Source organism: Flavobacterium chungangensis (assembly GCF_042654045.1).
GTDB classification, from domain to species: domain Bacteria; phylum Bacteroidota; class Bacteroidia; order Flavobacteriales; family Flavobacteriaceae; genus Flavobacterium; species Flavobacterium chungangensis.
Genome location: NZ_JBHSFY010000025.1, coordinates 1 through 20805 on the forward strand (window position 1 = coordinate 1; position 20805 = coordinate 20805).

The 20805-nt window shown below is 33.8% G+C and carries 25 protein-coding genes; 9 read left to right on the forward strand and 16 right to left on the reverse strand.

Annotated features, from left to right (window positions below; all coding sequences use genetic code 11):
• The first annotated feature begins 11 nt into the window (after positions 1-11).
• Complete coding sequence (locus ACFO3N_RS24465) at positions 12-98, forward strand: IS3 family transposase (RefSeq protein ID WP_379796460.1); 87 nt, start codon at positions 12-14, stop codon at positions 96-98.
• 94 nt (positions 99-192) lie between these two features.
• On the opposite strand, the gene ACFO3N_RS24470 is transcribed toward ACFO3N_RS24465, so the two are convergent.
• Together ACFO3N_RS24470 and ACFO3N_RS24475 are read right to left on the reverse strand one after the other, a co-directional pair.
• Positions 193-1137 (reverse strand): OmpA/MotB family protein, encoded by a 945-nt coding sequence (locus ACFO3N_RS24470; protein ID WP_379801450.1) that lies wholly within the window; start codon positions 1135-1137, stop codon positions 193-195.
• Positions 1138-1248: 111 nt separating this feature from the next.
• On the reverse strand, positions 1249-2010 hold the full coding sequence (locus ACFO3N_RS24475) for an exodeoxyribonuclease III (protein WP_379801451.1): 762 nt from the start codon (positions 2008-2010) through the stop codon (positions 1249-1251).
• A 119-nt stretch (positions 2011-2129) separates the two neighbouring features.
• Between ACFO3N_RS24475 and ACFO3N_RS24480 the strand changes: the two genes are divergently transcribed.
• Positions 2130-3932 carry a GNAT family N-acyltransferase gene (locus ACFO3N_RS24480; RefSeq protein ID WP_379801452.1) on the forward strand — a complete coding sequence of 601 codons (1803 nt, stop codon included), beginning with the start codon at positions 2130-2132 and terminating at the stop codon, positions 3930-3932.
• Between the two features lie 83 nt (positions 3933-4015).
• Here the strand turns inward: ACFO3N_RS24480 and ACFO3N_RS24485 are convergent, their stop codons facing one another.
• From ACFO3N_RS24485 to ACFO3N_RS24505, 5 genes are all read right to left on the reverse strand, one after another.
• Positions 4016-4381 (reverse strand): DUF805 domain-containing protein, encoded by a 366-nt coding sequence (locus ACFO3N_RS24485; protein WP_379801453.1) that lies wholly within the window; start codon positions 4379-4381, stop codon positions 4016-4018.
• 237 nt (positions 4382-4618) lie between these two features.
• Positions 4619-4996 carry a DUF805 domain-containing protein gene (locus ACFO3N_RS24490; RefSeq protein ID WP_379801454.1) on the reverse strand — a complete coding sequence of 126 codons (378 nt, stop codon included), beginning with the start codon at positions 4994-4996 and terminating at the stop codon, positions 4619-4621.
• A gap of 196 nt (positions 4997-5192) precedes the next feature.
• The gene (locus ACFO3N_RS24495) at positions 5193-5471 is read right to left on the reverse strand and encodes a TM2 domain-containing protein (protein ID WP_111284944.1); all 279 of its coding nucleotides are present in this window, start codon (positions 5469-5471) and stop codon (positions 5193-5195) included.
• A gap of 15 nt (positions 5472-5486) precedes the next feature.
• A complete protein-coding gene (locus ACFO3N_RS24500) occupies positions 5487-5903 on the reverse strand; it encodes a DUF805 domain-containing protein (RefSeq protein WP_379801455.1) in 417 nt (138 codons plus the stop codon).
• Between the two features lie 192 nt (positions 5904-6095).
• The gene (locus ACFO3N_RS24505) at positions 6096-7043 is read right to left on the reverse strand and encodes a 2-hydroxyacid dehydrogenase (protein ID WP_379801456.1); all 948 of its coding nucleotides are present in this window, start codon (positions 7041-7043) and stop codon (positions 6096-6098) included.
• Between the two features lie 208 nt (positions 7044-7251).
• On the opposite strand from ACFO3N_RS24505, the gene nhaA reads away from it, so the two are divergent.
• The 3 genes from nhaA to ACFO3N_RS24520 are packed head-to-tail and all read left to right on the forward strand — an operon-like array spanning position 7252 to position 8951.
• Positions 7252-8388, forward strand: coding sequence for a Na+/H+ antiporter NhaA (nhaA, locus tag ACFO3N_RS24510; RefSeq protein ID WP_379801457.1), 1137 nt, complete (start codon positions 7252-7254; stop codon positions 8386-8388).
• 12 nt (positions 8389-8400) lie between these two features.
• Positions 8401-8640, forward strand: a complete 240-nt coding sequence (locus tag ACFO3N_RS24515) for a hypothetical protein (RefSeq protein ID WP_379801458.1) — start codon at positions 8401-8403, stop codon at positions 8638-8640.
• Positions 8641-8657: 17 nt separating this feature from the next.
• The gene (locus tag ACFO3N_RS24520) at positions 8658-8951 is read left to right on the forward strand and encodes a hypothetical protein (RefSeq protein ID WP_379801459.1); all 294 of its coding nucleotides are present in this window, start codon (positions 8658-8660) and stop codon (positions 8949-8951) included.
• A 215-nt stretch (positions 8952-9166) separates the two neighbouring features.
• Here ACFO3N_RS24520 and proC read toward each other — a convergent pair whose 3' ends face one another.
• The 9 genes from proC to ACFO3N_RS24565 all read right to left on the reverse strand — a co-directional run bounded on the left by proC (position 9167) and on the right by ACFO3N_RS24565 (position 18725).
• Positions 9167-9943 carry a pyrroline-5-carboxylate reductase gene (proC, locus tag ACFO3N_RS24525; RefSeq protein WP_379801460.1) on the reverse strand — a complete coding sequence of 259 codons (777 nt, stop codon included), beginning with the start codon at positions 9941-9943 and terminating at the stop codon, positions 9167-9169.
• A gap of 111 nt (positions 9944-10054) precedes the next feature.
• The gene (gene mgtE, locus ACFO3N_RS24530) at positions 10055-11404 is read right to left on the reverse strand and encodes a magnesium transporter (RefSeq protein WP_095930296.1); all 1350 of its coding nucleotides are present in this window, start codon (positions 11402-11404) and stop codon (positions 10055-10057) included.
• Positions 11388-12173 carry a 16S rRNA (adenine(1518)-N(6)/adenine(1519)-N(6))-dimethyltransferase RsmA gene (gene rsmA / locus ACFO3N_RS24535; RefSeq protein WP_095930325.1) on the reverse strand — a complete coding sequence of 262 codons (786 nt, stop codon included), beginning with the start codon at positions 12171-12173 and terminating at the stop codon, positions 11388-11390. The genes mgtE and rsmA overlap by 17 nt, the downstream gene beginning before the upstream one ends.
• 349 nt (positions 12174-12522) lie before the next feature.
• Positions 12523-12834 (reverse strand): DUF4286 family protein, encoded by a 312-nt coding sequence (locus tag ACFO3N_RS24540; RefSeq protein ID WP_008465514.1) that lies wholly within the window; start codon positions 12832-12834, stop codon positions 12523-12525.
• Positions 12835-12960: 126 nt separating this feature from the next.
• Complete coding sequence (locus ACFO3N_RS24545) at positions 12961-14742, reverse strand: tetratricopeptide repeat protein (protein ID WP_379801461.1); 1782 nt, start codon at positions 14740-14742, stop codon at positions 12961-12963.
• 73 nt (positions 14743-14815) lie between these two features.
• The gene (lgt, locus tag ACFO3N_RS24550; RefSeq protein ID WP_379801462.1) at positions 14816-15670 is read right to left on the reverse strand and encodes a prolipoprotein diacylglyceryl transferase; all 855 of its coding nucleotides are present in this window, start codon (positions 15668-15670) and stop codon (positions 14816-14818) included.
• 85 nt (positions 15671-15755) lie between these two features.
• On the reverse strand, positions 15756-17027 hold the full coding sequence (gene serS, locus ACFO3N_RS24555; protein ID WP_250834782.1) for a serine--tRNA ligase: 1272 nt from the start codon (positions 17025-17027) through the stop codon (positions 15756-15758).
• A 159-nt stretch (positions 17028-17186) separates the two neighbouring features.
• A complete protein-coding gene (locus tag ACFO3N_RS24560; RefSeq protein ID WP_379801463.1) occupies positions 17187-18107 on the reverse strand; it encodes a hypothetical protein in 921 nt (306 codons plus the stop codon).
• A 78-nt stretch (positions 18108-18185) separates the two neighbouring features.
• Positions 18186-18725 carry a DMP19 family protein gene (locus ACFO3N_RS24565; RefSeq protein WP_379801464.1) on the reverse strand — a complete coding sequence of 180 codons (540 nt, stop codon included), beginning with the start codon at positions 18723-18725 and terminating at the stop codon, positions 18186-18188.
• Between the two features lie 217 nt (positions 18726-18942).
• Between ACFO3N_RS24565 and ACFO3N_RS24570 the strand changes: the two genes are divergently transcribed.
• From ACFO3N_RS24570 to ACFO3N_RS24585, 4 genes are all read left to right on the forward strand, one after another.
• Positions 18943-19446, forward strand: a complete 504-nt coding sequence (locus ACFO3N_RS24570; protein WP_379801465.1) for a hypothetical protein — start codon at positions 18943-18945, stop codon at positions 19444-19446.
• A gap of 5 nt (positions 19447-19451) precedes the next feature.
• On the forward strand, positions 19452-19874 hold the full coding sequence (locus ACFO3N_RS24575; protein ID WP_379801466.1) for an SMI1/KNR4 family protein: 423 nt from the start codon (positions 19452-19454) through the stop codon (positions 19872-19874).
• A 187-nt stretch (positions 19875-20061) separates the two neighbouring features.
• A complete protein-coding gene (locus ACFO3N_RS24580; RefSeq protein WP_095930289.1) occupies positions 20062-20511 on the forward strand; it encodes a protease complex subunit PrcB family protein in 450 nt (149 codons plus the stop codon).
• 31 nt (positions 20512-20542) lie between these two features.
• Positions 20543-20803 (forward strand): hypothetical protein, encoded by a 261-nt coding sequence (locus tag ACFO3N_RS24585; RefSeq protein WP_250834777.1) that lies wholly within the window; start codon positions 20543-20545, stop codon positions 20801-20803.
• The last annotated feature ends 2 nt before the right edge of the window (positions 20804-20805 follow it).

The following is a 20805-nucleotide window of genomic DNA, read 5'->3' on the forward strand; positions in this document are numbered from 1 at the left end:
TTATTGAGTATATTAATTATTATAATAATGACAGAATAAAACTTAATCTAAAAGCAATGAGCCCCATACAATATCGAGCTCATTATTATAAAACTTAGTTATTAATTTGTCTAAACTTTTGGGTGCACTCTAGTTTTACTTCAACCCTTTTTTAAAATCTTAGAAACTTAGTATCTCAGAACCTTGGCATCTTTAATTAATGCTATTCAACATCTCCGCAATCTCATCTAATCTTGGAGTTAAGATAATTTCGATTCTACGGTTTTTTGCTTTTCCATCTGGAGTTGCATTGCTTGCCAAAGGAGAAAACTCGCTTCTTCCTGCTGCCGTTAATTTTTGTTTATTGATTTTTGGGTTTTCGGTTAAAATCGCTACGATTGCCGTTGCTCTTTTAGTCGATAAATCCCAATTGTTTGCGATTGGCCCCGAACCTGCGTACGGATCATCATCTGTATGTCCTTCAATTAAAACAGAAAGATCTGGATTGTCGCCTAAAACTTTTCCAAGTTCGACAACCGCTTTTCTACCTTCTGTTCCAACAGCCCAACTTCCTGAATTGAAAAGTAATTTGTTTTCCATAGAAACATACACTTTTCCGTTTTTATGTTCTACTGTCAAACCTTTACCTTCAAAACCAGTTAATGCTTTAGATAAAGTTTCTTTTAATTTACGCATTGCTTCTTCTTTCGCCGCAATCATATCTTCCAATTCTTTTAGACGATTTGCTGTTTTGTCCAAACGAGCTTGTTCGTCTGCAAGAGCTTTACCTTTTGCTTCTAACTGCGCCAACAATTCGCGGTTTTTAGCCATGTTTTTCTCTAGTGCATCATTGCTGTTTTTCTCCAATGCATTATACGAATCTTGTAAAACTTTATATTTATTTTGAGCCGCAGCTAAATCTGCTTTTTGTTTTGCCAAATCATCATTAGCAGTTGCTAAATCTTTAACCAGTTTATCACGATCGGTTTCCAATTGATTCTTTGCTTTCTTCAAATTTTCATTTTCATCAGCAATAGAACGATTTTCTTTTTTCAAATCTGAATATTTTGTTTCTAGATCATTGTAAATTTTCTTAGAAACACACGACGTTGTGGACAAAGCTAATGCTAGTAATCCGATGGAGGCTTTTTTAATCATCTTTAATCAGTTTTTATTTTAGGCATTTAATAATTTAATTTCAAAATTCAATTCCAATTGCAATATCAATTTTAAAATTTAAATCTTTTTCAGCAAGAACAATACCAAAAATTAATCAATCTCAACTAAAATCGGACAATGGTCTGAATGCATAGCGTCTGGAAGTATAACCGCTCTTTTTAATCTGTTTTCCAGCGCATTGCTCACCAAATTATAATCGATACGCCAGCCTTTGTTATTCCCTCTTGCTCCTGCACGATAACTCCACCAAGAATAATGATGTGGTTCTTTATTGAAATGACGGAAACTATCTATAAATCCAGATTTCATAAAAGTATCTAACCAGGCACGTTCTGCTGGAAGAAATCCAGAAACTGTTTTGTTACGAACTGGATCGTGAATATCAATTGCTTCGTGACAAATATTATAATCACCACAAATAATAAGGTTCGGAACCGTAAGTTTCAATTCGTTGACATAATTCTGAAAATCATCCATAAACATAAACTTATGATCTAATCTTTCAATGTTTGTTCCAGATGGAAGATACAAGCTCATTACAGAAACATCGTCAAAATCTGCACGAAGGTTTCTGCCTTCAAAATCCATATGATGAATTCCTGTTCCATAAACAATATTATTCGGCTTTGTTTTAGAAAGAATAGCTACTCCGCTATATCCTTTTTTGGTTGCAGGATAGTAGTATTGAAACGGATAGCCAGCAGCTGTTATATCATCTACCGGAATTTGATCTTGCGTAGCTTTTATTTCCTGGAGGCATATTACATCAGGATTTGCTTGTTGCAGCCAATCGATAAACCCTTTGTTTATTGCAGCTCGAATTCCGTTTACATTATAAGAAATAATTTTCATCAGTGATTTTTTTAAGGATTTCAAATGTAATAAAAAAGTGCAAAGTTTGTCTTGGAAACAACGAAAAGTAGACTTTTTTGTTATCTTTGTTCGCTGTTCTAATAAATTAAAAGTAGTACATGGGGTTAGTTACCGCGAAAGAAGTTGCAAAGGCAATAAATGTTGAAAAGTACGGAGTTTTCGGTACCTTTTCTGGCTGGATTCTTATGAAGGTTCTTAAGATCTCGACCCTTAATAAAATTTACGATCGTAATAAACATTTGGAAGACCTTGACTTTTTGAATGGAATTTTGGATGAAATGGAAATTAAATTCGAAATCCCAGAAGAAGATTTGAAGCGTCTACCAAAAGACGGTGCGTATATTACCATTTCAAATCATCCGCTTGGAGGAATTGACGGAATTTTACTTTTGAAATTAATGCTTGAAAGAGAGCCGAATTTCAAAATCATTGCCAATTTCTTATTACACAGAATTGTTCCGATGAAAAAATACATTATGCCGGTTAATCCTTTTGAAAACCATAAGGATGCAAAATCGAGTGTAATTGGTATTAAAGAAACTTTACGCCATTTAAGCGACGGAAAACCTTTGGGTATTTTTCCTGCCGGTGAAGTTTCTACCTATAAAGATGGCAAATTAGTAGTGGATAAACCTTGGGAAGAAGGCGCTCTTAAACTAATTAGAAAAGCAAAAGTTCCTGTAGTTCCGATTTATTTTCATGCCAAAAACAGTAAATTATTCTACTGGCTTTCTAAAATTGACGATACTTTACGTACTGCAAAATTACCTTCTGAATTGCTTACGCAAAAAGATCGTGTAATTAAAGTTCGTATCGGGAAACCAATTTCTGTAAGTGAACAAAACGAAATTGAATCTTTTGAAGAATACTCAGAATTCTTGAGAAAGAAAACCTATATGCTGGCTAATCCGTTTGAGAAAGACACCAAACTGATTGATACAGCAAGTCTTAAAATACCAAAAGCACCTAAAAAAATTGTAACAGCCGCAAGCGAATCAAAATTGATTGATGAAGTTCAGTCTTTAAGAGATAGCGACAGCCGATTTTTACAAAGTAAAAACTACGAAGTTTTCTTTGCAAGCGCCAAAGAAATCCCGAACATTTTACATGAAATAGGGCGTCTTCGTGAAATTACTTTCCGTGAAGTTGGAGAAGGAACAAATGAATCTATTGACTTAGACGAATACGACCAATATTATCACCATATGTTTTTATGGGATGATGAAACCAAGAAAATCGCTGGAGCATATCGTATGGGATTAGGTTCTGAAATTTATCCAAAATACGGAATTGAAGGTTTCTACTTAACGGATCTTTTCAGATTCGAGCCGGAACTTCATGATATGATGCACAAATCGATCGAAATGGGTCGTGCATTTATCGTAAAAGATTATCAGCAAAAACCAATGCCTTTGTTCTTATTGTGGAAAGGTATTATTCATACCACTTTGCGCCATCCAGAACACAAATATTTAGTTGGTGGGGTAAGTATCAGTAATCAGTTTTCAGATTTCTCTAAATCGTTAATGATTGAGTTTATGAAATCTAACTATTACGATCCGTATATTGCGCAATACATTCACCCGAAAAAAGCGTATAAGGTAAAACTAAAAGACGCCGATAAAGATTTTATCTTCGACGAAGCAGAATCTGATTTGAATAAGTTTGATAAGATTATTGACGAACTAGAACCAGGAAACTTACGTTTGCCCGTTTTAATTAAGAAATACATCAAGCAAAACGCAAGAGTTGTAGCTTTTAACGTTGACCCATTATTTAATAACGCTATTGACGGTTTAATGTACATTAGAATCGCAGATATTCCAGAAAGCACCATGAAACCTGTTATCGAAGAGTTTCAGATTGAATTGGAAAAGAAATTGTCTGAGAAGGAAGATTAATCTTTTTTTGATATTTAAAAATCCCATTTGCAATGCAAATGGGATTTTTTAGTTACAACTTTTATTTAAAACTATACTGACGATTATTCTTTTCCAATCTCATCAAGTTCTTCTAATTGATTTTTTGGATCAGCACCATATTGATTTGGTCCTTTTTCGCCTTCTGTGCAAACCAATACTAAGTTGTAAAATGGAATAAGAATAAACCAACCACTTTTACCAACATCATGCATTCTTCTAACAGCAACTGCAATTGAAGGGACAAGAATAGCCAAATTATAAATATTTGCAACAATCAACAGTTTTTCTGAGATCAATGCTGCTAAAATACCAATTACAACTCCAGTTATGATGTTTATCAAAAAAAACATCCAATATTCTTTTCTTCTTGCTCTTCCATCAAAATTTGCGTAGTTCTGCATAACTACTTTTTTGTACACTTCTAACATAATATAAATCTTTTAAATTCCCTACTCTTAAGGATTTTCAGTTACTCCATTACCCGTTTCTATCAGAGTGCAATACTACTCACTTTGAAAATCGTCAACAGCCACTAAAAGTTTTTATTATATCAGAAAAAGACGTTTTAAACATAAAAAACATCCACTATCGAAATAAAAAAAATCCCATTTGCAATGCAAATGGGATTTTTTAGTTACAACTTTTATTTAAAACTATATTGAAGATTATTCTTTTCCAATCTCATCAAGTTCTTCTAATTGATTTTTAGGATCTGCTCCATATTGATTCATTCCAGCTGTTCCTTCTTTGCAAAATAAATAAAGGTTATAAAATGGTATTAGAATATGCCAGCCACTCTTATCCACATCATGCATTCGTCTAATAGCAACACCTATTGTAGGCAAAAGTATCAACAAGTTAAAAATTAACTCTGATATTCCCGCCTCTGCTCCATAAGTCCAATTAAAACTTTTATCAACAATCTTAAATGGAATTGAAATAATAACATTTGCCAGGACAAACATCCAATATTCTTTTCTTCTAGCTCTCCCATTAAAATTTGCGTAGTTATTTAAAACTATGTTTTTGTACATTTCTAACATAATAAAATCTTTTAAATTCCTTACTCTTCTGGATTTTCAGTTACTCCATTATTCATTTCTATCAGAGTGCAATATTACTCACTTTAAAAATCGTCGAGAGCCTTTAAAAGTTTTTAAAATATCAGGAAAAGACATTTTTAGACATAAAAAATCCCATTCATTTCTGAATGGGATTTTAGATAATATCTTTTTCCTCTTAGAACCAGCCTTTTTTACCAACTTGGTACGTTTGGTAAAACTCTTCATCTGATTTTGTCAAGTAGATAATTCCTTCAATAAATCCAATTATACTACCTATACCGCAAGTAACTACGCTAATTACGATTTGGATAATTCCCTCTTGAGTATAACCTAAGACAAATTTATGAATCCCTAAAGATCCAAAAAGAATACCCATAAGTCCTGCTAATACTTTTTTATTCTCTTGTCTAGGTTGAGATGGTGTATTCCAGCTTTCTGGTTTTGTAGTTTCCATTTTTATAGTATTTAGTTAATTATTAATTCCGATTTCATCAATTTCTTCCATGGTACTTTTAGGATCTGGACCATAATAGTTTTCTCCGTGTTCTCCTTCTGTTGCTAACAAGACAAGAAACCAGATAGGACCAACCAACGGAATGAAAGAAATTAAAACATTCCAACCGCTTTTACCCAAATCATGCATTCTTCTAACTGTTACAGCCAAAGATGGGATTAAAGCAATAAGAGAATACAAAGCGATTAATCCTATTGCAACTGGAAAACCTAAAAATCCTCCGCCAATTATGGATACTATTATAGCTAAAGCAATAAACACGAAAAAGATTACAGCGGTTGCTAAACGAAAATACCAATATTCACTTCTTCTAGCTCTTCCGCTAAAATTCGAATAGTTCTGGAACATGGCAATTTTATACCATTCAATCATACTTAGGATAATTTGTTTTTGGGCCTACTCTTGGGATTTTCGGTTTTCTCCGAACTTCAAAAAACGAATCTATTTAGACTCATTCTTTTAAATTCGGAAACAATATTATTAAAAATTAACAAATAAAACTAATCTTGCCAAATAAAATTTACAGGAAAAAACTCGTTATTAAAACCTAAAGGCTGTGGGCTATTATTTACCGTAAACAGCTTTAATTTTATCTACAATTACCTGAGCCAAACGTTCGTGACTTTCAAAAGTCCAACCTGCAATATGAGGCGTTAGCAATACATTTTTTGCCTCCATAAGATATTGAAGTGCTTCTGGCGTATTATTTTCTTGGAATAAAGTTTCAAACGAAAGCTTTTCGTATTCCAAAACATCCAAACCAGCACCTAGAACTTTTTTAGACTTCATGGCTTCAACCAAATCAGCTGTAACAATATTTTTACCGCGCGAAGTATTAATGATCCAAAAAGGCTTTTTAAACGCATTTATAAAGTCGCTATTCACCATTTTATCTGTTTCTGGTGTCCAAGGAAGGTGAAGGCTTAAAACGTCTATTTTTTCACGTAATTCTTCCAACGAAACTTGTTTGGCATTTTCATCGCCAACATTGTCCAAAATATCATAACAGAGAACTTCTGTATCAAAACCTCTCAGCTTTTTAGCAAAAGCTTTTCCCATATTTCCGTAACCAATAATTCCGACCGTTTTTAAATTCAGTTCATGGCCGCGATTGCTTTCACGATTCCAATGTCCGGCTTTTACTTCTGCATCAGCTTGGTTGAGATTATTAAATAAAGATAAAATTACGCCAAGCGAATGTTCTGCAACAGCGTTGCGGTTTCCTTCTGGAGCGGCAATAAGATGAATTCCTTTTGAAGAAGCATACTCACAGTCAATACTTTCCAGACCTGCGCCTACTCTCGCAATAAATTGCAACTTTGTTGCAGCGTCTAAAAAAGTCTGATCAATCTTGAAACGGCTGCGAATTACGATTCCGTTATAGTCTTGAATTTTCGCTTCAATTTCTTCTTTTGAAGATTTGAAATCGGCGTGATTTTCGAAACCTGCTTTTTCCAATTGATTCCACAGAATTGGATTATTGCTGTCGATATGAAGAATTTTTATACTCATTTTTTCTGAATTTTATAAAAAACAAAAATACGGTTAATTTGATCTCGTCAAGTCACAAAGCCCCAAAGTTTTTCCTATTACAATAAACTTTGAACCTCTGAATCTTTGCGCCTTTGCTCCTAAACTTTTTATTAGCCAGATTTTTTTTTAACTTTGAAAGAATAAGGATTTTGCAATCTATCATATCAATCTTCAGAAAATCTTCCCAATGAAATTAACCAAGACTTTTAAAGCCTTTTTTGAAAACGAAAAATCGGGAGGAATTATCTTGCTCGTGGTCACGATTTTATCTCTTTTTCTCGCTAACTCTTCGATTCAAATTCCGTACGTTTCTTTTTGGGAAAAAGAAATTGCAGGACATTCTGTAACCGATTGGATCAATGACGGATTGATGACCATCTTCTTTCTTTTGATCGGTTTGGAACTGGAACGCGAGATTTATCATGGTGAATTATCCAATATTAAGAATGCTTCATTGCCCATAATGGCTGCTTTTGGCGGAATGCTGGTTCCTGCCGCAATATTTCTGGTTTTAAATTACGGAACAACAACTCAAAACGGAGCCGGAATTCCAATGGCGACTGATATTGCTTTTGCAATCGGGATTTTATCGCTTCTAGGAAACAAAGTTCCTGCTTCTCTAAAAGTATTTTTAACAGCTTTGGCTGTAATAGATGATTTGGGTGCCATTATCGTGATTGCGATTTTTTACACCACTTCCATTTCATTTTTAAACCTCGGAATTGCACTTGGAATTTGGTGCCTTCTTTTCGTTTTAAACCGAATGAAAATTCACAATCTCATTCCGTATCTCATTGGCGGAGTCATAATGTGGTATTTTATGCTTAATTCTGGAGTTCATGCCACAATAACGGGTGTAATTTTAGCATTTGTTATTCCGTTTGGAGATGGTGGCGAAAAAACGTCTTCCTACAGGTTACAGCATTTTTTACACCAGCCTGTTGCTTTTTTCATTTTACCTTTGTTTGCAATTGCCAATACTGCTTTACCAATTACCGAAAACTGGCACGAAGGCTTAAATCACGCCAACACTTACGGAATCATTCTCGGACTAGTAGTCGGAAAACCACTTGGAATTTTACTTTTCTCTTCTGTTGGTGTAACGGCAGGTTTATGCACTTTGCCGAAAAATTTAAAATGGGCGCATATCTTAGGTGCAGGAATGCTCGGCGGAATTGGTTTTACAATGTCGATTTTCATTACCGTTCTTGCTTTTAAAAATCCTGAAATTATTGTTTTTTCTAAAATAGCTATTTTGATTGCCTCTGTATTGTCAGGAATTTTAGGGTTTGTATATTTGCGAAATATTCTTACAAAAAAATAAAAAGCATCAATTATGGACTTAGCAAATAAAATTACAACTGCGATTTTAGTTATCGCTATAATTTCGTCCTGCAATAAAAAACTTGAACCTGCCGCAGAGATTACCACTATCAATGATACTATTGCTCTTTCTAAAAATAGTAAAGATGTAATTGAAGGAATCTACGAAACAAAACATGAAGAAGATGGTTCAAATGATTGCAAAATCACTCTGGAAATAACCAAAAACAAAACTGGTTATTCATACTTTTAAAAACAAAAACAAGACAATTGAAAGGCATAGCTAATTTTACCGCAGAAGATTCCGGAGATCAATATTTAATTTTGGAAGGAATTAAATGGGATGAATATGAGGGAGATATTAGCAATGATGAAGAAACTGATTCAATTTCTGATTCAAAAAAACAAAAAAAGAAATTGGAAATTCCTGTTGGGATCGACGCCTCTTACGTTAAAGACACTTTGACCATTGAAAATTATGGAAATGCGATGAATTCTTATACGAAGCTTTCTGAATGCGGGGAAAAATATATTCAGCTGATAAAATCAAATTCCAAAAAATAAAAATCCCAGGTTACTTATCATATTGTCATTCTGAGGAACGAAGAATCACACTAGAAACTCCGCAATCAAAATCGGCAATCTTTGTCGAGTTACTCGTGTGATTCTTCGTTCCTCAGAATGACAAAACTGGGAGTTTACTTCGTAAAACTAAAAATCCCAAACCCCAACAAGAATTGGAATTTGGAATTTAAAACTATTTGGAATTTCTTTAAAACCTAACCTTTGATCTGTTTCAAAGAAGTCTTAATTCCTTTAATTAATGATGAACTGAAACCATTATGCTCCATTTCATTTAAACCTACAATTGTACAGCCTTGTGGGGTCGTTACACGGTCGATTAATTGTTCTGGGTGTACTCGTTCTTCTAAAAGCATTTTTGCTGCTCCTTTTACCGTTTGCGCAGCAATTGCTAAAGCAGTATTAGAATCAAAACCAATTTCGATTCCTGCTTGCATAGACGCACGAATATAGCGCAACGCGTACGCAGTTCCACAAGCACCTAAAACGGTCGCAGCATCCATCAATTTTTCGTCGATTACTGGAGCCGTTCCTAAATCCTGAAATAAATCAACAATTGGCGAAGCATTTACTGCATATTTTTCTGGGAAAGAAATACAAGTTGCCGACTCTCCAAACTGTGCTGCAATATTTGGCATAATGCGTACAACTGGATATTCGTAGTTTGTTTTGGTTTGAAGCACATCCAAAGACAATCCGCTTACTGCTGAAGCAATTGTTTTGTTTTGAATAACGGGCAAAATTTCGGCCAAAACAGTATCTACCTGATACGGTTTTATAGTTAGAATTACAACATCGGCTTCTTGGATGTTGTGTTTATTATCGTTAGAAACAGCAATTCCATATTCAGATAAATATTGAATGCTTGCTATGTTTCTTCTTGTGACAGTAACTTGGTTGTTTTTCGAGAATTTAGCAATTCCCAAGGCAATAGAAACCCCAAGGTTTCCTCCTCCAATAATGTGTACTTTCATTCTGGTTGGCTTTAATTATTTGTAGCTGATAAACAGCGTTTTTTCCGCCTGTAAATTACGTAGATTTTGGAGATCTTAAATCACTGTAATCTACTAATTTGTGGCAAAAATCTAAAATCCAAGAATTAAGTTTGCTACTCCAAAGTAGAGCATAATTCCGAATACGTCGTTGGTCGTTGTGATAAACGGACCAGTCGCAATTGCGGGATCAATTTTATTTTTATTTAAGAAAAGAGGGACCAAAGTTCCTAAAGTCGCCGCAAACAAAATCACAACAATCATCGAAATCGAAATTGCAAATCCTACTAAATACTGTTGGTACATAATAGAATGATAGCATAACAAAAGAAACGAAATGATACTTCCCGAAATCATAGAAACGGTAATTTCTTTAGTAAAATAAGCACGGCTGAAATCTTTAAGCGTTCCGTTTGCCAAACCTTGCACCACGATTGCCGAAGCCTGAACTCCGATATTTCCAGCAGTTGCAGAAAGTAAAGGAACAAAAATGATTAATGTAGAATATTTTTGAAACGTTGCTTCATTGCCTTTTAAAACAAAAGACGCTACAATTTCGATCACCATTCCGATCAAAAGCCAAGGCAGACGCGCTTTGGTCAATTCGTAAACGCTGTCATTCGATTCAACGTCTTGGGTAATACCGGCAGCTAACTGGTAATCTTTATCGGCTTCTTCTTTGATTACGTCTACGATATCGTCAATGGTAATTCTTCCTACCAAACGGCCTAATTCGTCAACAACTGGAATTGCTTCTAAATCGTATTTCTGCATGATACGAGCGACCTCTACGTCTTCTGTATCAACATTTACAAAATTTAATTTTCGGATATAGACTTCACCAATCTGAGTTTTGGTAGAAGAAGTCAGTAAATCTTTAAGAGACAATCTTCCTTTTAAACGGTTTTCATCGTCCACTACGTAAATAGAATGTACTCGAGATACATTTTCAGCCTGAATTCTCATTTCTTTAACGCAGGTCAAAACGTTCCAGTTTTCATTCACTTTTACAAGCTCTTTACCCATCAAACCACCTGCAGTGTTTTCGTCGTAACGCAAAAGATCAACAATATCTTTGGCGTGTTCAACGTCTAATATTTCAGAGATTACTTCTGCTTTGATTTCCTGCGAAAGCTCTGCGATAATATCGGCAGCGTCATTGGTTTCAAGCTCGTCAAGCTCTTCTGCGATTTCCTTTGGTGAAAGTCGGCTTAAGATATTTTCACGCAAATCCTCTTCCAATTCCAGAAGAATCTCTGCTGTTTTATCACTATCTAAAACCTTAAAGATATAGGTTGCCTCGTCGAAATCTAATTCGTCTAAAATTTCGGCAATATCAGCGTGGTGCAGATCATTAAGTAAAACTTCTAATTCACTGTCGTTTTTCTTATTGATCAGCTCCTCTAGCTGGTGTATAAATTCTTTACTAACTTTGAACTCCATCGGTTTCTATTTTTAGAGTTAGTTCAATAAATTCATCGACGCTAAGCTGCTCCGGACGTTTATCAAAGATAGTGTCTTCTCGCAAATGGTCTGATAAATTTAATGTTTTCAAACTGTTACGTAATGTTTTTCGTCTCTGCTGAAAAGCGGTTTTTACAACTGTAAAAAATAACTTTTCGCTGCAAGGAAGACTGTAATCTTCCTTTCGGGTCATTCTCATCACACCCGATTTCACCTTGGGCGGAGGAATAAAAACGTTTTCATCAACCGTAAACAGATACTCTGTAGTATAGAAAGCCTGGGCTAAAACGGATAGTATTCCGTAGGTTTTCGAGCCTTTCTTTTCGCAGATGCGCTCGGCTACTTCTTTCTGGAACATTCCTGAAAATTCAGGAATCTGATGTTTAAGATCTAATGTCCTAAAAACAATCTGAGAAGAAATATTGTACGGAAAGTTTCCAATTATGGCAAACTGTTTGTCTTGGTAAACTTCATTTATATTATACTTCAGGAAATCCTGAGAAATAATCTTGTCTTTTAATTTTGGATAATGTGCATCCAAGTACGCTACAGATTCGGTATCGATTTCTATAACATGTGTAGTAATTGGCTTTTCAAGCAAATACTTAGTAAGCACACCCATTCCTGGTCCTATTTCTAAAACCTCATCGTACCCTTTCAGACTTAAAGTGTCTGCAATAGCTTTTGCTACGCTTTCGTCTTTAAGAAAGTGCTGTCCTAAATGTTTTTTGGCTTTTACTTTTTCCATTTCATTTCTTGTTTGCCACGAGGGCGCAAAAGTATTCTTTTTTTTGCCACAAAGGCTCAAAGACACAAAGATTTAATTTCTTTTGACTGAATACTAATTACTAAAAAGTATCCTTTCTTTTGCCACAAAGGCTCAAAGACACAAAGATTTAATTTCTTTTGACTGAATACTAATTACTAAAAAGTATTCTTTCTTTTGCCACAAAGGCTCAAAGACACAAAGATTTAATTTCTTTTGACTGAATACTAATTACTGAAAAGTATTCTTTCTTTTGCCACAAAGGCTAAAAGACACAAAGATTTAATTTCTTTTGACTGAACACTAATTACTAAAAACTGAACACTAAATATTAGTGTTCCGAAATAACTTCCAATTCTGTTCTAAAAGAAAGCATTTTATCTGCAAATAAACCTAAAGCCTCTCTATGAAACTCTGGTTCGTCTTCGATATAAAACTTCTCTAGCGTTTCCTTGCTGTCTGTTATGTATTGTACAGAATACGTAATTCCGCCCATTTCTTCTTCAACCAGAACTTTTACAATTCTTGCTGATGAAAATTTATTCGTAGCCAGAATTTCTGGTATGTGTTTTTCTTGCATCCATTTTAACCATTGGTCATGAACGCTTTCGTGTATGTTTGTTGTAACGTTGTAAATAATCATTTTTTCTAAGGTTCTGAGATGCTAAGATTCTAAGGTTCTGAGTTTTTCCTCTTGCCTCTTAAATCTTTTCAAATCATCATTTTACTAATTTTTATTCTTGGAATTTGGAATTTAAAATATTGAAATTTATAAATTCTTATCCCCTCTTAACTCGCGGTATTTTTTTCTGGCATCGACAAAGTAAATACTGTCTTGATGATTAAAAATTACCTTTTCATATAAAGGCTTTGCCTTTTCTGGATCTTTTAGTTCGTCGTTGTAAATTTCGGCTGAGAAAAACAGCGCTTCATCAACATAAATTCCGTCGCTGTGATTGTCAATGATTTGCTGGTATTGGCTTAAAGCCGAAGCAAAATCTTTCTGGCTTTCGTAAACTTTTCCTAAACGCAATAATGTTACGGCTTCTATTTCCTGTCCTTTGTAGGTTTTTAAAATATTCTGAAACTGTGCAATTGATTCTTGCTTTTTATTCTGATAAATTAAAAAATCACCTTTTGCAAATTGTTTCAGCGCCACTTGAGTTGAATCTGCCGCGGTATTATCATTAATTAAAAGAAAATATTCTAATGCATCATTGGCAATTAACTGCGTATTGGCTGCTTTTAATTCTTTAAATTGTTTATTCGCCCATTCGAAATCGCCTTTGTAATAACTCGTTTTTGCGGCTTTCAAACTCGCTTCGTGCGCCATTACATCATTCTTTAAATCCAATTGAATCTGCGAATAGTAAATAAGCGCCTGATTGTACTTTTCTTCTAAAAGCAGAATATCTGCCAGCTCCATTTTGGCATCGGCTTTTTGATATTCATTTAAATTTAATTCTAAAGCTTTTTTAACAACTGCCTTTCCTTCTTCTGTCTTTTTCAAATTAAATGCCAGAAAATGGGCTTGAATGATTTGCAAAGATAAGGTAAAAGGACTGATTTCGTAAGTTGCCAATAATTCCTGTAATTCTTGATTGATGGCTGGATAATCTTTTTCCTGTGCTTTATCGATCTTGATTTGCATTAAATAGGCATTACACTGAATCAGTAAATCACGATCTTTTGTGTTTTGGAGAATAAAATTCAGAATTTCCTCCGCCGTATCCGTGTCTCCTTCATTCATTGCAAACTGACTCAAATTGACAATACTCATCAACGATTCTGGCTCACGTTTGTAAATGGCTTTTTCCTGAATAAAGGCTTTTCCGAATTCTTTTTGCTGCACATAAAACCAGCTCAAATAATGATTCCAAAAAACATCCTGATCTTTCTGGGTTTTCAAGATTAAGGCTTTTCGCATTGCATCTTTAAAAGCCGTATTATCGGTTTCGCCATTCATAAATCGCGACAGTTGCGTCTGAATCAAATTGGTGTTTTGCGGATTTGTAAAAGATTCTGTCAATAACAAATCAATCATTAAATCGGTTTTACCTAACTGTCCGTACAACATTCCAATTTGAAAATTGAAATTGAAGTTTGGCTGAATCTGCATTGCAGTCTGATACGCTTTTAAAGCATATTCTAATAATACTTTTTTCTCAAACGAACTCGCAACTCCATAAACATCGTTTGGATTGACCTTTATTTTCTCGATCGCCTGTTCGTAGTAATTTTTAGCTTTTGAATCGTTTTTTTGCAACTGGAAATTATATCCTAATTCAACCAAAAACACTCCTTGTTTGTAACGATTGTAACGCTCTTGAATAGCTTTTTCGGCATTGGCAAACTGCTGTAATTGCTGATAGCAATCTACAGTTCGTAAAAAATACTGCGTATTGGATGGCGCGCTTCTTAAAAGCTCTTCATAACTGATTTTAGCTTTATCAAAATCACCTTTGTCATAATAATACTGAGCCAGCTGCTCGTTTTGACCAAACGCCAAACCAGAACATAATAAAACGATTCCGATCAATATGTTTCTCATACTGCCTTTTTATTTAGTTTTTCAGTCGCAGTTGCAGTTTTCAGTCATACCTCAACTGCAAACTGGAACTTTTTTAGTTTTTAGGTAACTGTAAACTGTCACTGTATACTGAGACTTTCTTAGTTTTCCAAAAAATCAATCCTAAACCAATTAAAATAAACGGGACACTTAAAATCTGTCCCATATTAATCAGCATATTGTTCTCAAAAGCTTCTTGATTTTCCTTGAAAAATTCAATTATAAAACGAGCTGTGAATAATAAAGTTAAGAAAGTTCCAAAGATTAATCCTTGTGCATTTCTAATTTTTTCTGATTTGTACATATAAAACAGAATTCCAAAAATCAACAAATAAGCAAAAGCTTCATATAATTGTGTTGGATGTCTCGGGATTAAATCGTCTCTTTCAAAAACAACTCCCCAATTTCCGCTAGTTGGTTTTCCGTAGATTTCAGAATTCATAAAATTTCCCATTCTGATAAAAGTACCCGTTACAGGAACAGCAACTGCCATTTTATCTAAAAGTCCTAAAAACTGAACTTTATATTTTCGGCAGTACAAAATCATTGCCGTTATAACCCCAATTGATCCTCCGTGACTTGCCAAACCTTGGTAACCTACAAATTGATAAACTCCTTTTATTTTCTGAATCGGTAAAAGAATTTCTATCGGATGTTTCAAGAAATACTCTGGTTCGTAAAAGAAACAATGTCCAAGTCTAGCACCTAAAACGGTTCCGACAATTACATAAATCAATAAAGTATCGAGATTATCTAGCGAAAGATTTTCTTTCTTATAAATATTTCTAACAATGTAGAAACCTAAAAGAATTCCGCAGGCAAAAAGAGCTCCGTAATATTTTAAAGGAAAACTATCTGTAATCCAGAAAATAACAGGATCTACGTTCCAGTTTAAAATTCCATTCATCATGCTCCGTTTTTTTAATTTCTATAAATTAAGAAAACCTAACAGGTTTTAAAACCTGTTAGGTTTGTATCTTAAAAACTATCTTTTTTTAGTTTATAATATCAAATCCGCAATAAGGACGTAAAACTTCTGGGATTACGATTCCTTCTGGAGTTTGGTAATTTTCTATAATTCCGGCCAAAACTCTAGGAAGCGCTAATGAACTTCCGTTAAGTGTATGCGCCAGCTGATTTTTTCCGTCTTTGTCTTTAAAACGTAATTTCAAGCGATTTGCCTGAAAAGTTTCAAAGTTAGAAACAGAACTGATTTCTAACCAGCGGTCTTGTGCTGTAGAAAACACTTCAAAATCGTAAGTCAAAGCAGATGTGAATCCCATATCTCCTCCGCAAAGACGTAAAACTCTGTAAGGCAATTTTAATTCTTTTAAAATGTCTTTTACATGTTCTACCATTCCATCTAAAGCCGCGTAAGAATTATCAGGATGTTCAACGCGTACGATTTCAACTTTATCAAATTGGTGCAAACGATTTAATCCGCGAACGTGTGCTCCGTAAGAACCTGCTTCACGACGGAAACATGGCGTATACGCTGTATGTAAAACTGGCAATTCGCTTTCGTTTAAAATAACATCGCGAAATAAATTCGTAACGGGAACCTCAGCCGTTGGAATCAAATATAAATCATCGATTGTAGAATGATACATTTGCCCTTCTTTGTCTGGCAATTGTCCCGTTCCAAAACCTGAAGCTTCGTTTACCAAATGCGGCACCTGAACTTCATTGTATCCTGCAGCTGTATTTTTGTCTAAAAAGTAATTGATTAAAGCACGCTGTAAACGAGCTCCTTTTCCTTTATAAACAGGAAATCCTGCTCCAGTAATTTTTACACCCAATTCAAAATCGATGATATCGTATTTCTTTACCAATTCCCAGTGAGGCTGCGCGCCTTCATGCAAAACTGGAATATCTCCTTCTTGAAAAACATTCAAATTGTCATCTGGAGTTTTTCCTTCAGGAACAATATCTGCCGGAAGGTTGGGCAATGTGTATAATTTATTGGTTAACTCAACAGCCAAAGCTTCTGCTTTTTCGCTCAGTTCTTTACTTTTTTCTTTTAGTGAAACTGTTTTTTCTTTTAAGATTGCGGCTTTCGCTTTCTCTCCAGCTTTCATCAATTCACCAATATCTTTGGACAATTTATTAGATTCTGATAAAGTATTGTCTAATTCCACCTGTGCAGCACGACGATTTTCGTCTAATTGAACCACTTCTTCAACAACGCTTTTAGCATCGATATTTCGTTTTGCTAAAGCCTTGATTACTTTCTCTTGATTTTCTCTAATAAATGCAATTTGTAACATAGCTTGATTTTTATAACTATTGTATTTTTTATAACGGAAGCAAATTTAAGGAAATGTTTGTTAACAATAGGTCAAAGTTTTGCAGTAAAACCGAAATCTCCTATAAACAGCAAAAGCACTATAAAAGTGCCCTTGATGTTATTTCGCTTTTTTTGAATTTTACTCCAGAAAACGATGCCTGTCGTCTCTATGAAAAGCGTATTCTCTTCCGTTATACTTAATCTTCTCTAATTCTTTTTTAATTTTCAGATCACTTTTTTCTTCAATTCCGTTTTCAGCATCACTTTCGAACGCTTCTTCATAAGAAAAGTTTTTGGTTATAATCAAATCAAAATAACCATTCGTTTTATGATCCGAAAAGCTCATGCCGGTTTCTAGAGTTTCTACTTGAAAAGTCCCGCTCCCGTTAGAATCGCCATTCGTTAATCGAATTGGATATTCGTATAAGACCTTTTTAATTTCATTGTCAGCCAAAGTAACCAATGTGAATTTTTTCTCCGAATACAAAACAATTCTACTGCTTGCACTCGCTTCTGTATAAAAGGCAATTGCTGGAGTATTTTCGTTTAAAAAAACAAGTTCTTTCAAAATATGCGATTTTGAAAACTGAATGGCTTCATTATCATAATAACCTAGATTCTCATCAAATTCTTCGGCAATTATGCTTCCGTCTTCCCGATTCACAAATAAGTATTTACGCTGAAAATAATTCCCCATTTCTTTTTCATCTGGAGATTTCAATACTTTTTTATCGTGCGCAACAGTTGTCAGGACAAAAAAAGTGGTTTGATTATCAAAATTGATGGAACTCGATTCGGCAATTTTAATATCTGAATATTTGATTTTTAAGTTTGATGCCACTACGGAGAGCAGCTTCAGATTCATTTCTTTAGAATCTTCGATCTCATCCAGATTTTTAAAAATGAGTTTTTTTATTGGTTTTTTATTAAGACCAAGATGTGCTTGTGTTTCCGAAAGCAGTTCCTGATACTCAACCTCGGCATCGTTTGGAACCTTTTCATTTTTCCCGCAAGAAAACAAAAACATCAAAACGGTGCTTAAAAGAATCGTTTTTTTCATAGGCTTAGGTTTGTTAGAAATTTTAGGGCATTTCAAATATATAATTTTCTTACAAACCACCGCAAAAAAAATAAAAACTTAATCTCTCTTAATTTCGTGTCCTATAAACTCTTCTAGTGTTGCAAACATTTCTTCTACCGAAAGCACTTCTGTATCGGGATGCGATTTTAAGAATGCAGCATTCAATTCGGCCAAATTTTCATCCAATTCAAAATAAGCATTATTGTTTAGCAAATCTTTGAAAGCATTTGGAGTATCGTATTTCTCTTTTAGAAATTTCCCTAATTTGATAGTGCTCTGCAAACGCAGCTTACGGCATTGCTCTTTAAACAATTCCAAATGTTTTTCAGCTCCAATTAAAGCTAAACCTTCTTCAATTAATTCGTTCAATTCTTTATTCCATCCAGAATCATACACGAACTTCGAGAAATTTCCCTCTGTATATTTTGAAGCATAAAAATCTAAATAATAACTCATTAAAGCATCTTCGTGAATTAAATCGTCGTCTATTTTTTCTTCGCGCATTAAATTGATTACTGAAATATTTGAATTGACAACGTCTTGCGGATTTTCACTATTCGCTGCAGTTTCTGAAATTATGATTTTACCGAATTCCATTTGAGTTTTTGTTTAAAAGATTGTGATGCAAAGTTGAGAGAAATAATAATATAAATTACATTTTTTTGCATGTTTCCTAGCTCATTGAGCTTTAATTTCGTCATTCCTAAAAAGAAAAACTGTATTTTAGCATTATCTGAAACTCTTCTGCCAATTAAAAACTTCCAAATAAATACATCTCAAAAATGTATCATTTAGACCACTCCATAGATTTGAAATGAAAAAGATAATACCGACTCTTATTAGTTCTTTTGAAAATAATGACAGCACTAATTTTGAAAAAACATTTACTTATATGGAAGAAGTTGAAAAAATACTGCCTCAGTCCAAAATTTGTTTCGATCTTTTAAAAAAATTGAATTTTCAAACTACAGATTCAGAATCAGACTCTTTAATAACAGCCTTACATAAAATACAATATCCATCAAACCCCACCGATCATTTTTATTTCTTTTTTCCAATAGTAAGCCATATTCTTTACTATAAACCTTTATATGAAAAAGAAATTTTAAAATATTTAATAGGTTCAAACTTTGCAAACGGCACATCTGAAGTCGAAGAAATGATAGGCATTATTAATGGCGCCATGAAGTATAAACTAAACGAAAATCAAAACTACCTCAGCAAAGAAAGCCAAGATTGGATTACCAACGAATTGCCAAAATTGAAAAATGAAGTACAACGCGAAATAGATATTTGCTGGAAAGAACTTGACGAATAAAATTTATGGCGATAAACTACAATTTAGAAAAAGAATTCCTCAAAAAGGTCGAAAACAACAATAGCAGAACAGTCTTAACTGCAAATCAAATTGAAGATCTTCTTTCAGAATTTCCAAAACTACCCGAAGATTATATTGCTTATTTAAAAGAAATTGGTTCTGGAAGTTTTAGAGATTGTCAATTTAACATCACCTCTTCATTATTTAATTTAGAAGATTTAGGTTTGGAGGATCACTACGAATTGAAATCAAACATTTGGTTTTTCGGAGATAATTTTTCTGGCGATTTTGCTGGTTTTGACTTGGATCGAAATGATGGCAAAGTCGTTGAATTTTGGCATGAAAGCGGAGAACTTTATTATACAAATAAGTCGTTTCAAACTTATATAAGAGAACAAATGCTAATTGATGAAAATAATGTTAAATAAAATAAAACTTTTTGCATCACATTTATTTGTTATTGAGCACAATCTTTCTTCAAAATTAGCGTTATCTTTATCTAATAAAAGATGCAGATAAAACTAAACACCTTTTACGCAACTATTTGAACAAAAATGCATCTGTTTATATAGAGAAGGCTTAATACAAAAAGTCTTTGCAACCAAAACCAAAACCATGAAAAGGATTATCCTAATATTTAGCATATTGCTAGCTTTAACGAGTTGCGAGAACGATGATTTACCAAATTCTGACGTGCAATATTCGTTAATTGCTAAAGGAGATTCTTTTCCAAATGATGAAAGTCTTGCACCAATACATTTGATTATTAAAGACCAAAAAGCTTGGGATAAATTAATTGCAGAAATGAATGTTTCTACCAATTTGTCTAAAGATTTTAAAGAAATTAATATTGATTTTAGCAAATATCAAGTTATTGCTGTTATAGATAAAACTCAAAACACAGAAGGACATTCGATCGATATTGTTGAAATTACCGAAAATCGAAATACCATAATTGTAAAAGTAGAAAGGCTAAAAAGCGGCAATAGCACTTTAAAACTATCAAGACCTTACGACATTATCAAAACAGATAAAACAGACAAAAAGGTTATTTTTGAGCAATAATCTTTAATTCTCAGAACTTTTAAAGTCTTTTATGGATACTCCAAAAATAAAAGAAAATCAATTTGCTGTTGGACAAGCAGAATATACTACTGGAATAATATTAAAGAAAAACAATCAATATTATAACTCAGGAGAAGACATTCTTGAAGTTTACTCCATATTTGAAAATTTAGAATTAGCGAAAGCATTTACAGAAGAAGGTATTTCTAAAAATTCAAACATCGAATTTTTTATTCGCAATCATAAATCTGAGACAGTATACGTTGTCGATCAAAAAGGAGAAAGAAAATAAAC

Bases quoted from the DNA above. Each gene is read 5' to 3' on its own strand.
- ACFO3N_RS24500 (WP_379801455.1), bottom strand. From the start codon at position 5,903: ATGATTGAATGGTATAAAATTGCCATGTTCCAGAACTATTCGAATTTT.
- ACFO3N_RS24475 (WP_379801451.1), bottom strand. From the start codon at position 2,010: ATGAAAATTATTTCTTATAATGTAAACGGAATTCGAGCTGCAATAAAC.
- ACFO3N_RS24580 (WP_095930289.1), top strand. From the start codon at position 20,062: ATGAAAAGGATTATCCTAATATTTAGCATATTGCTAGCTTTAACGAGT.
- lgt (WP_379801462.1), bottom strand. From the start codon at position 15,670: ATGATGAATGGAATTTTAAACTGGAACGTAGATCCTGTTATTTTCTGG.
- ACFO3N_RS24545 (WP_379801461.1), bottom strand. From the start codon at position 14,742: ATGAGAAACATATTGATCGGAATCGTTTTATTATGTTCTGGTTTGGCG.
- mgtE (WP_095930296.1), bottom strand. From the start codon at position 11,404: ATGGAGTTCAAAGTTAGTAAAGAATTTATACACCAGCTAGAGGAGCTG.
- proC (WP_379801460.1), bottom strand. From the start codon at position 9,943: ATGAAAGTACACATTATTGGAGGAGGAAACCTTGGGGTTTCTATTGCC.
- ACFO3N_RS24470 (WP_379801450.1), bottom strand. From the start codon at position 1,137: ATGATTAAAAAAGCCTCCATCGGATTACTAGCATTAGCTTTGTCCACA.
- ACFO3N_RS24570 (WP_379801465.1), top strand. From the start codon at position 18,943: ATGAAAAAGATAATACCGACTCTTATTAGTTCTTTTGAAAATAATGAC.
- ACFO3N_RS24485 (WP_379801453.1), bottom strand. From the start codon at position 4,381: ATGTTAGAAGTGTACAAAAAAGTAGTTATGCAGAACTACGCAAATTTT.
- ACFO3N_RS24585 (WP_250834777.1), top strand. From the start codon at position 20,543: ATGGATACTCCAAAAATAAAAGAAAATCAATTTGCTGTTGGACAAGCA.
- ACFO3N_RS24480 (WP_379801452.1), top strand. From the start codon at position 2,130: ATGGGGTTAGTTACCGCGAAAGAAGTTGCAAAGGCAATAAATGTTGAA.
- rsmA (WP_095930325.1), bottom strand. From the start codon at position 12,173: ATGGAAAAAGTAAAAGCCAAAAAACATTTAGGACAGCACTTTCTTAAA.
- ACFO3N_RS24495 (WP_111284944.1), bottom strand. From the start codon at position 5,471: ATGGAAACTACAAAACCAGAAAGCTGGAATACACCATCTCAACCTAGA.
- ACFO3N_RS24515 (WP_379801458.1), top strand. From the start codon at position 8,401: ATGGACTTAGCAAATAAAATTACAACTGCGATTTTAGTTATCGCTATA.
- ACFO3N_RS24490 (WP_379801454.1), bottom strand. From the start codon at position 4,996: ATGTTAGAAATGTACAAAAACATAGTTTTAAATAACTACGCAAATTTT.
- nhaA (WP_379801457.1), top strand. From the start codon at position 7,252: ATGAAATTAACCAAGACTTTTAAAGCCTTTTTTGAAAACGAAAAATCG.
- ACFO3N_RS24575 (WP_379801466.1), top strand. From the start codon at position 19,452: ATGGCGATAAACTACAATTTAGAAAAAGAATTCCTCAAAAAGGTCGAA.
- ACFO3N_RS24540 (WP_008465514.1), bottom strand. From the start codon at position 12,834: ATGATTATTTACAACGTTACAACAAACATACACGAAAGCGTTCATGAC.
- ACFO3N_RS24505 (WP_379801456.1), bottom strand. From the start codon at position 7,043: ATGAGTATAAAAATTCTTCATATCGACAGCAATAATCCAATTCTGTGG.
- serS (WP_250834782.1), bottom strand. From the start codon at position 17,027: ATGTTACAAATTGCATTTATTAGAGAAAATCAAGAGAAAGTAATCAAG.
- ACFO3N_RS24560 (WP_379801463.1), bottom strand. From the start codon at position 18,107: ATGAAAAAAACGATTCTTTTAAGCACCGTTTTGATGTTTTTGTTTTCT.
- ACFO3N_RS24565 (WP_379801464.1), bottom strand. From the start codon at position 18,725: ATGGAATTCGGTAAAATCATAATTTCAGAAACTGCAGCGAATAGTGAA.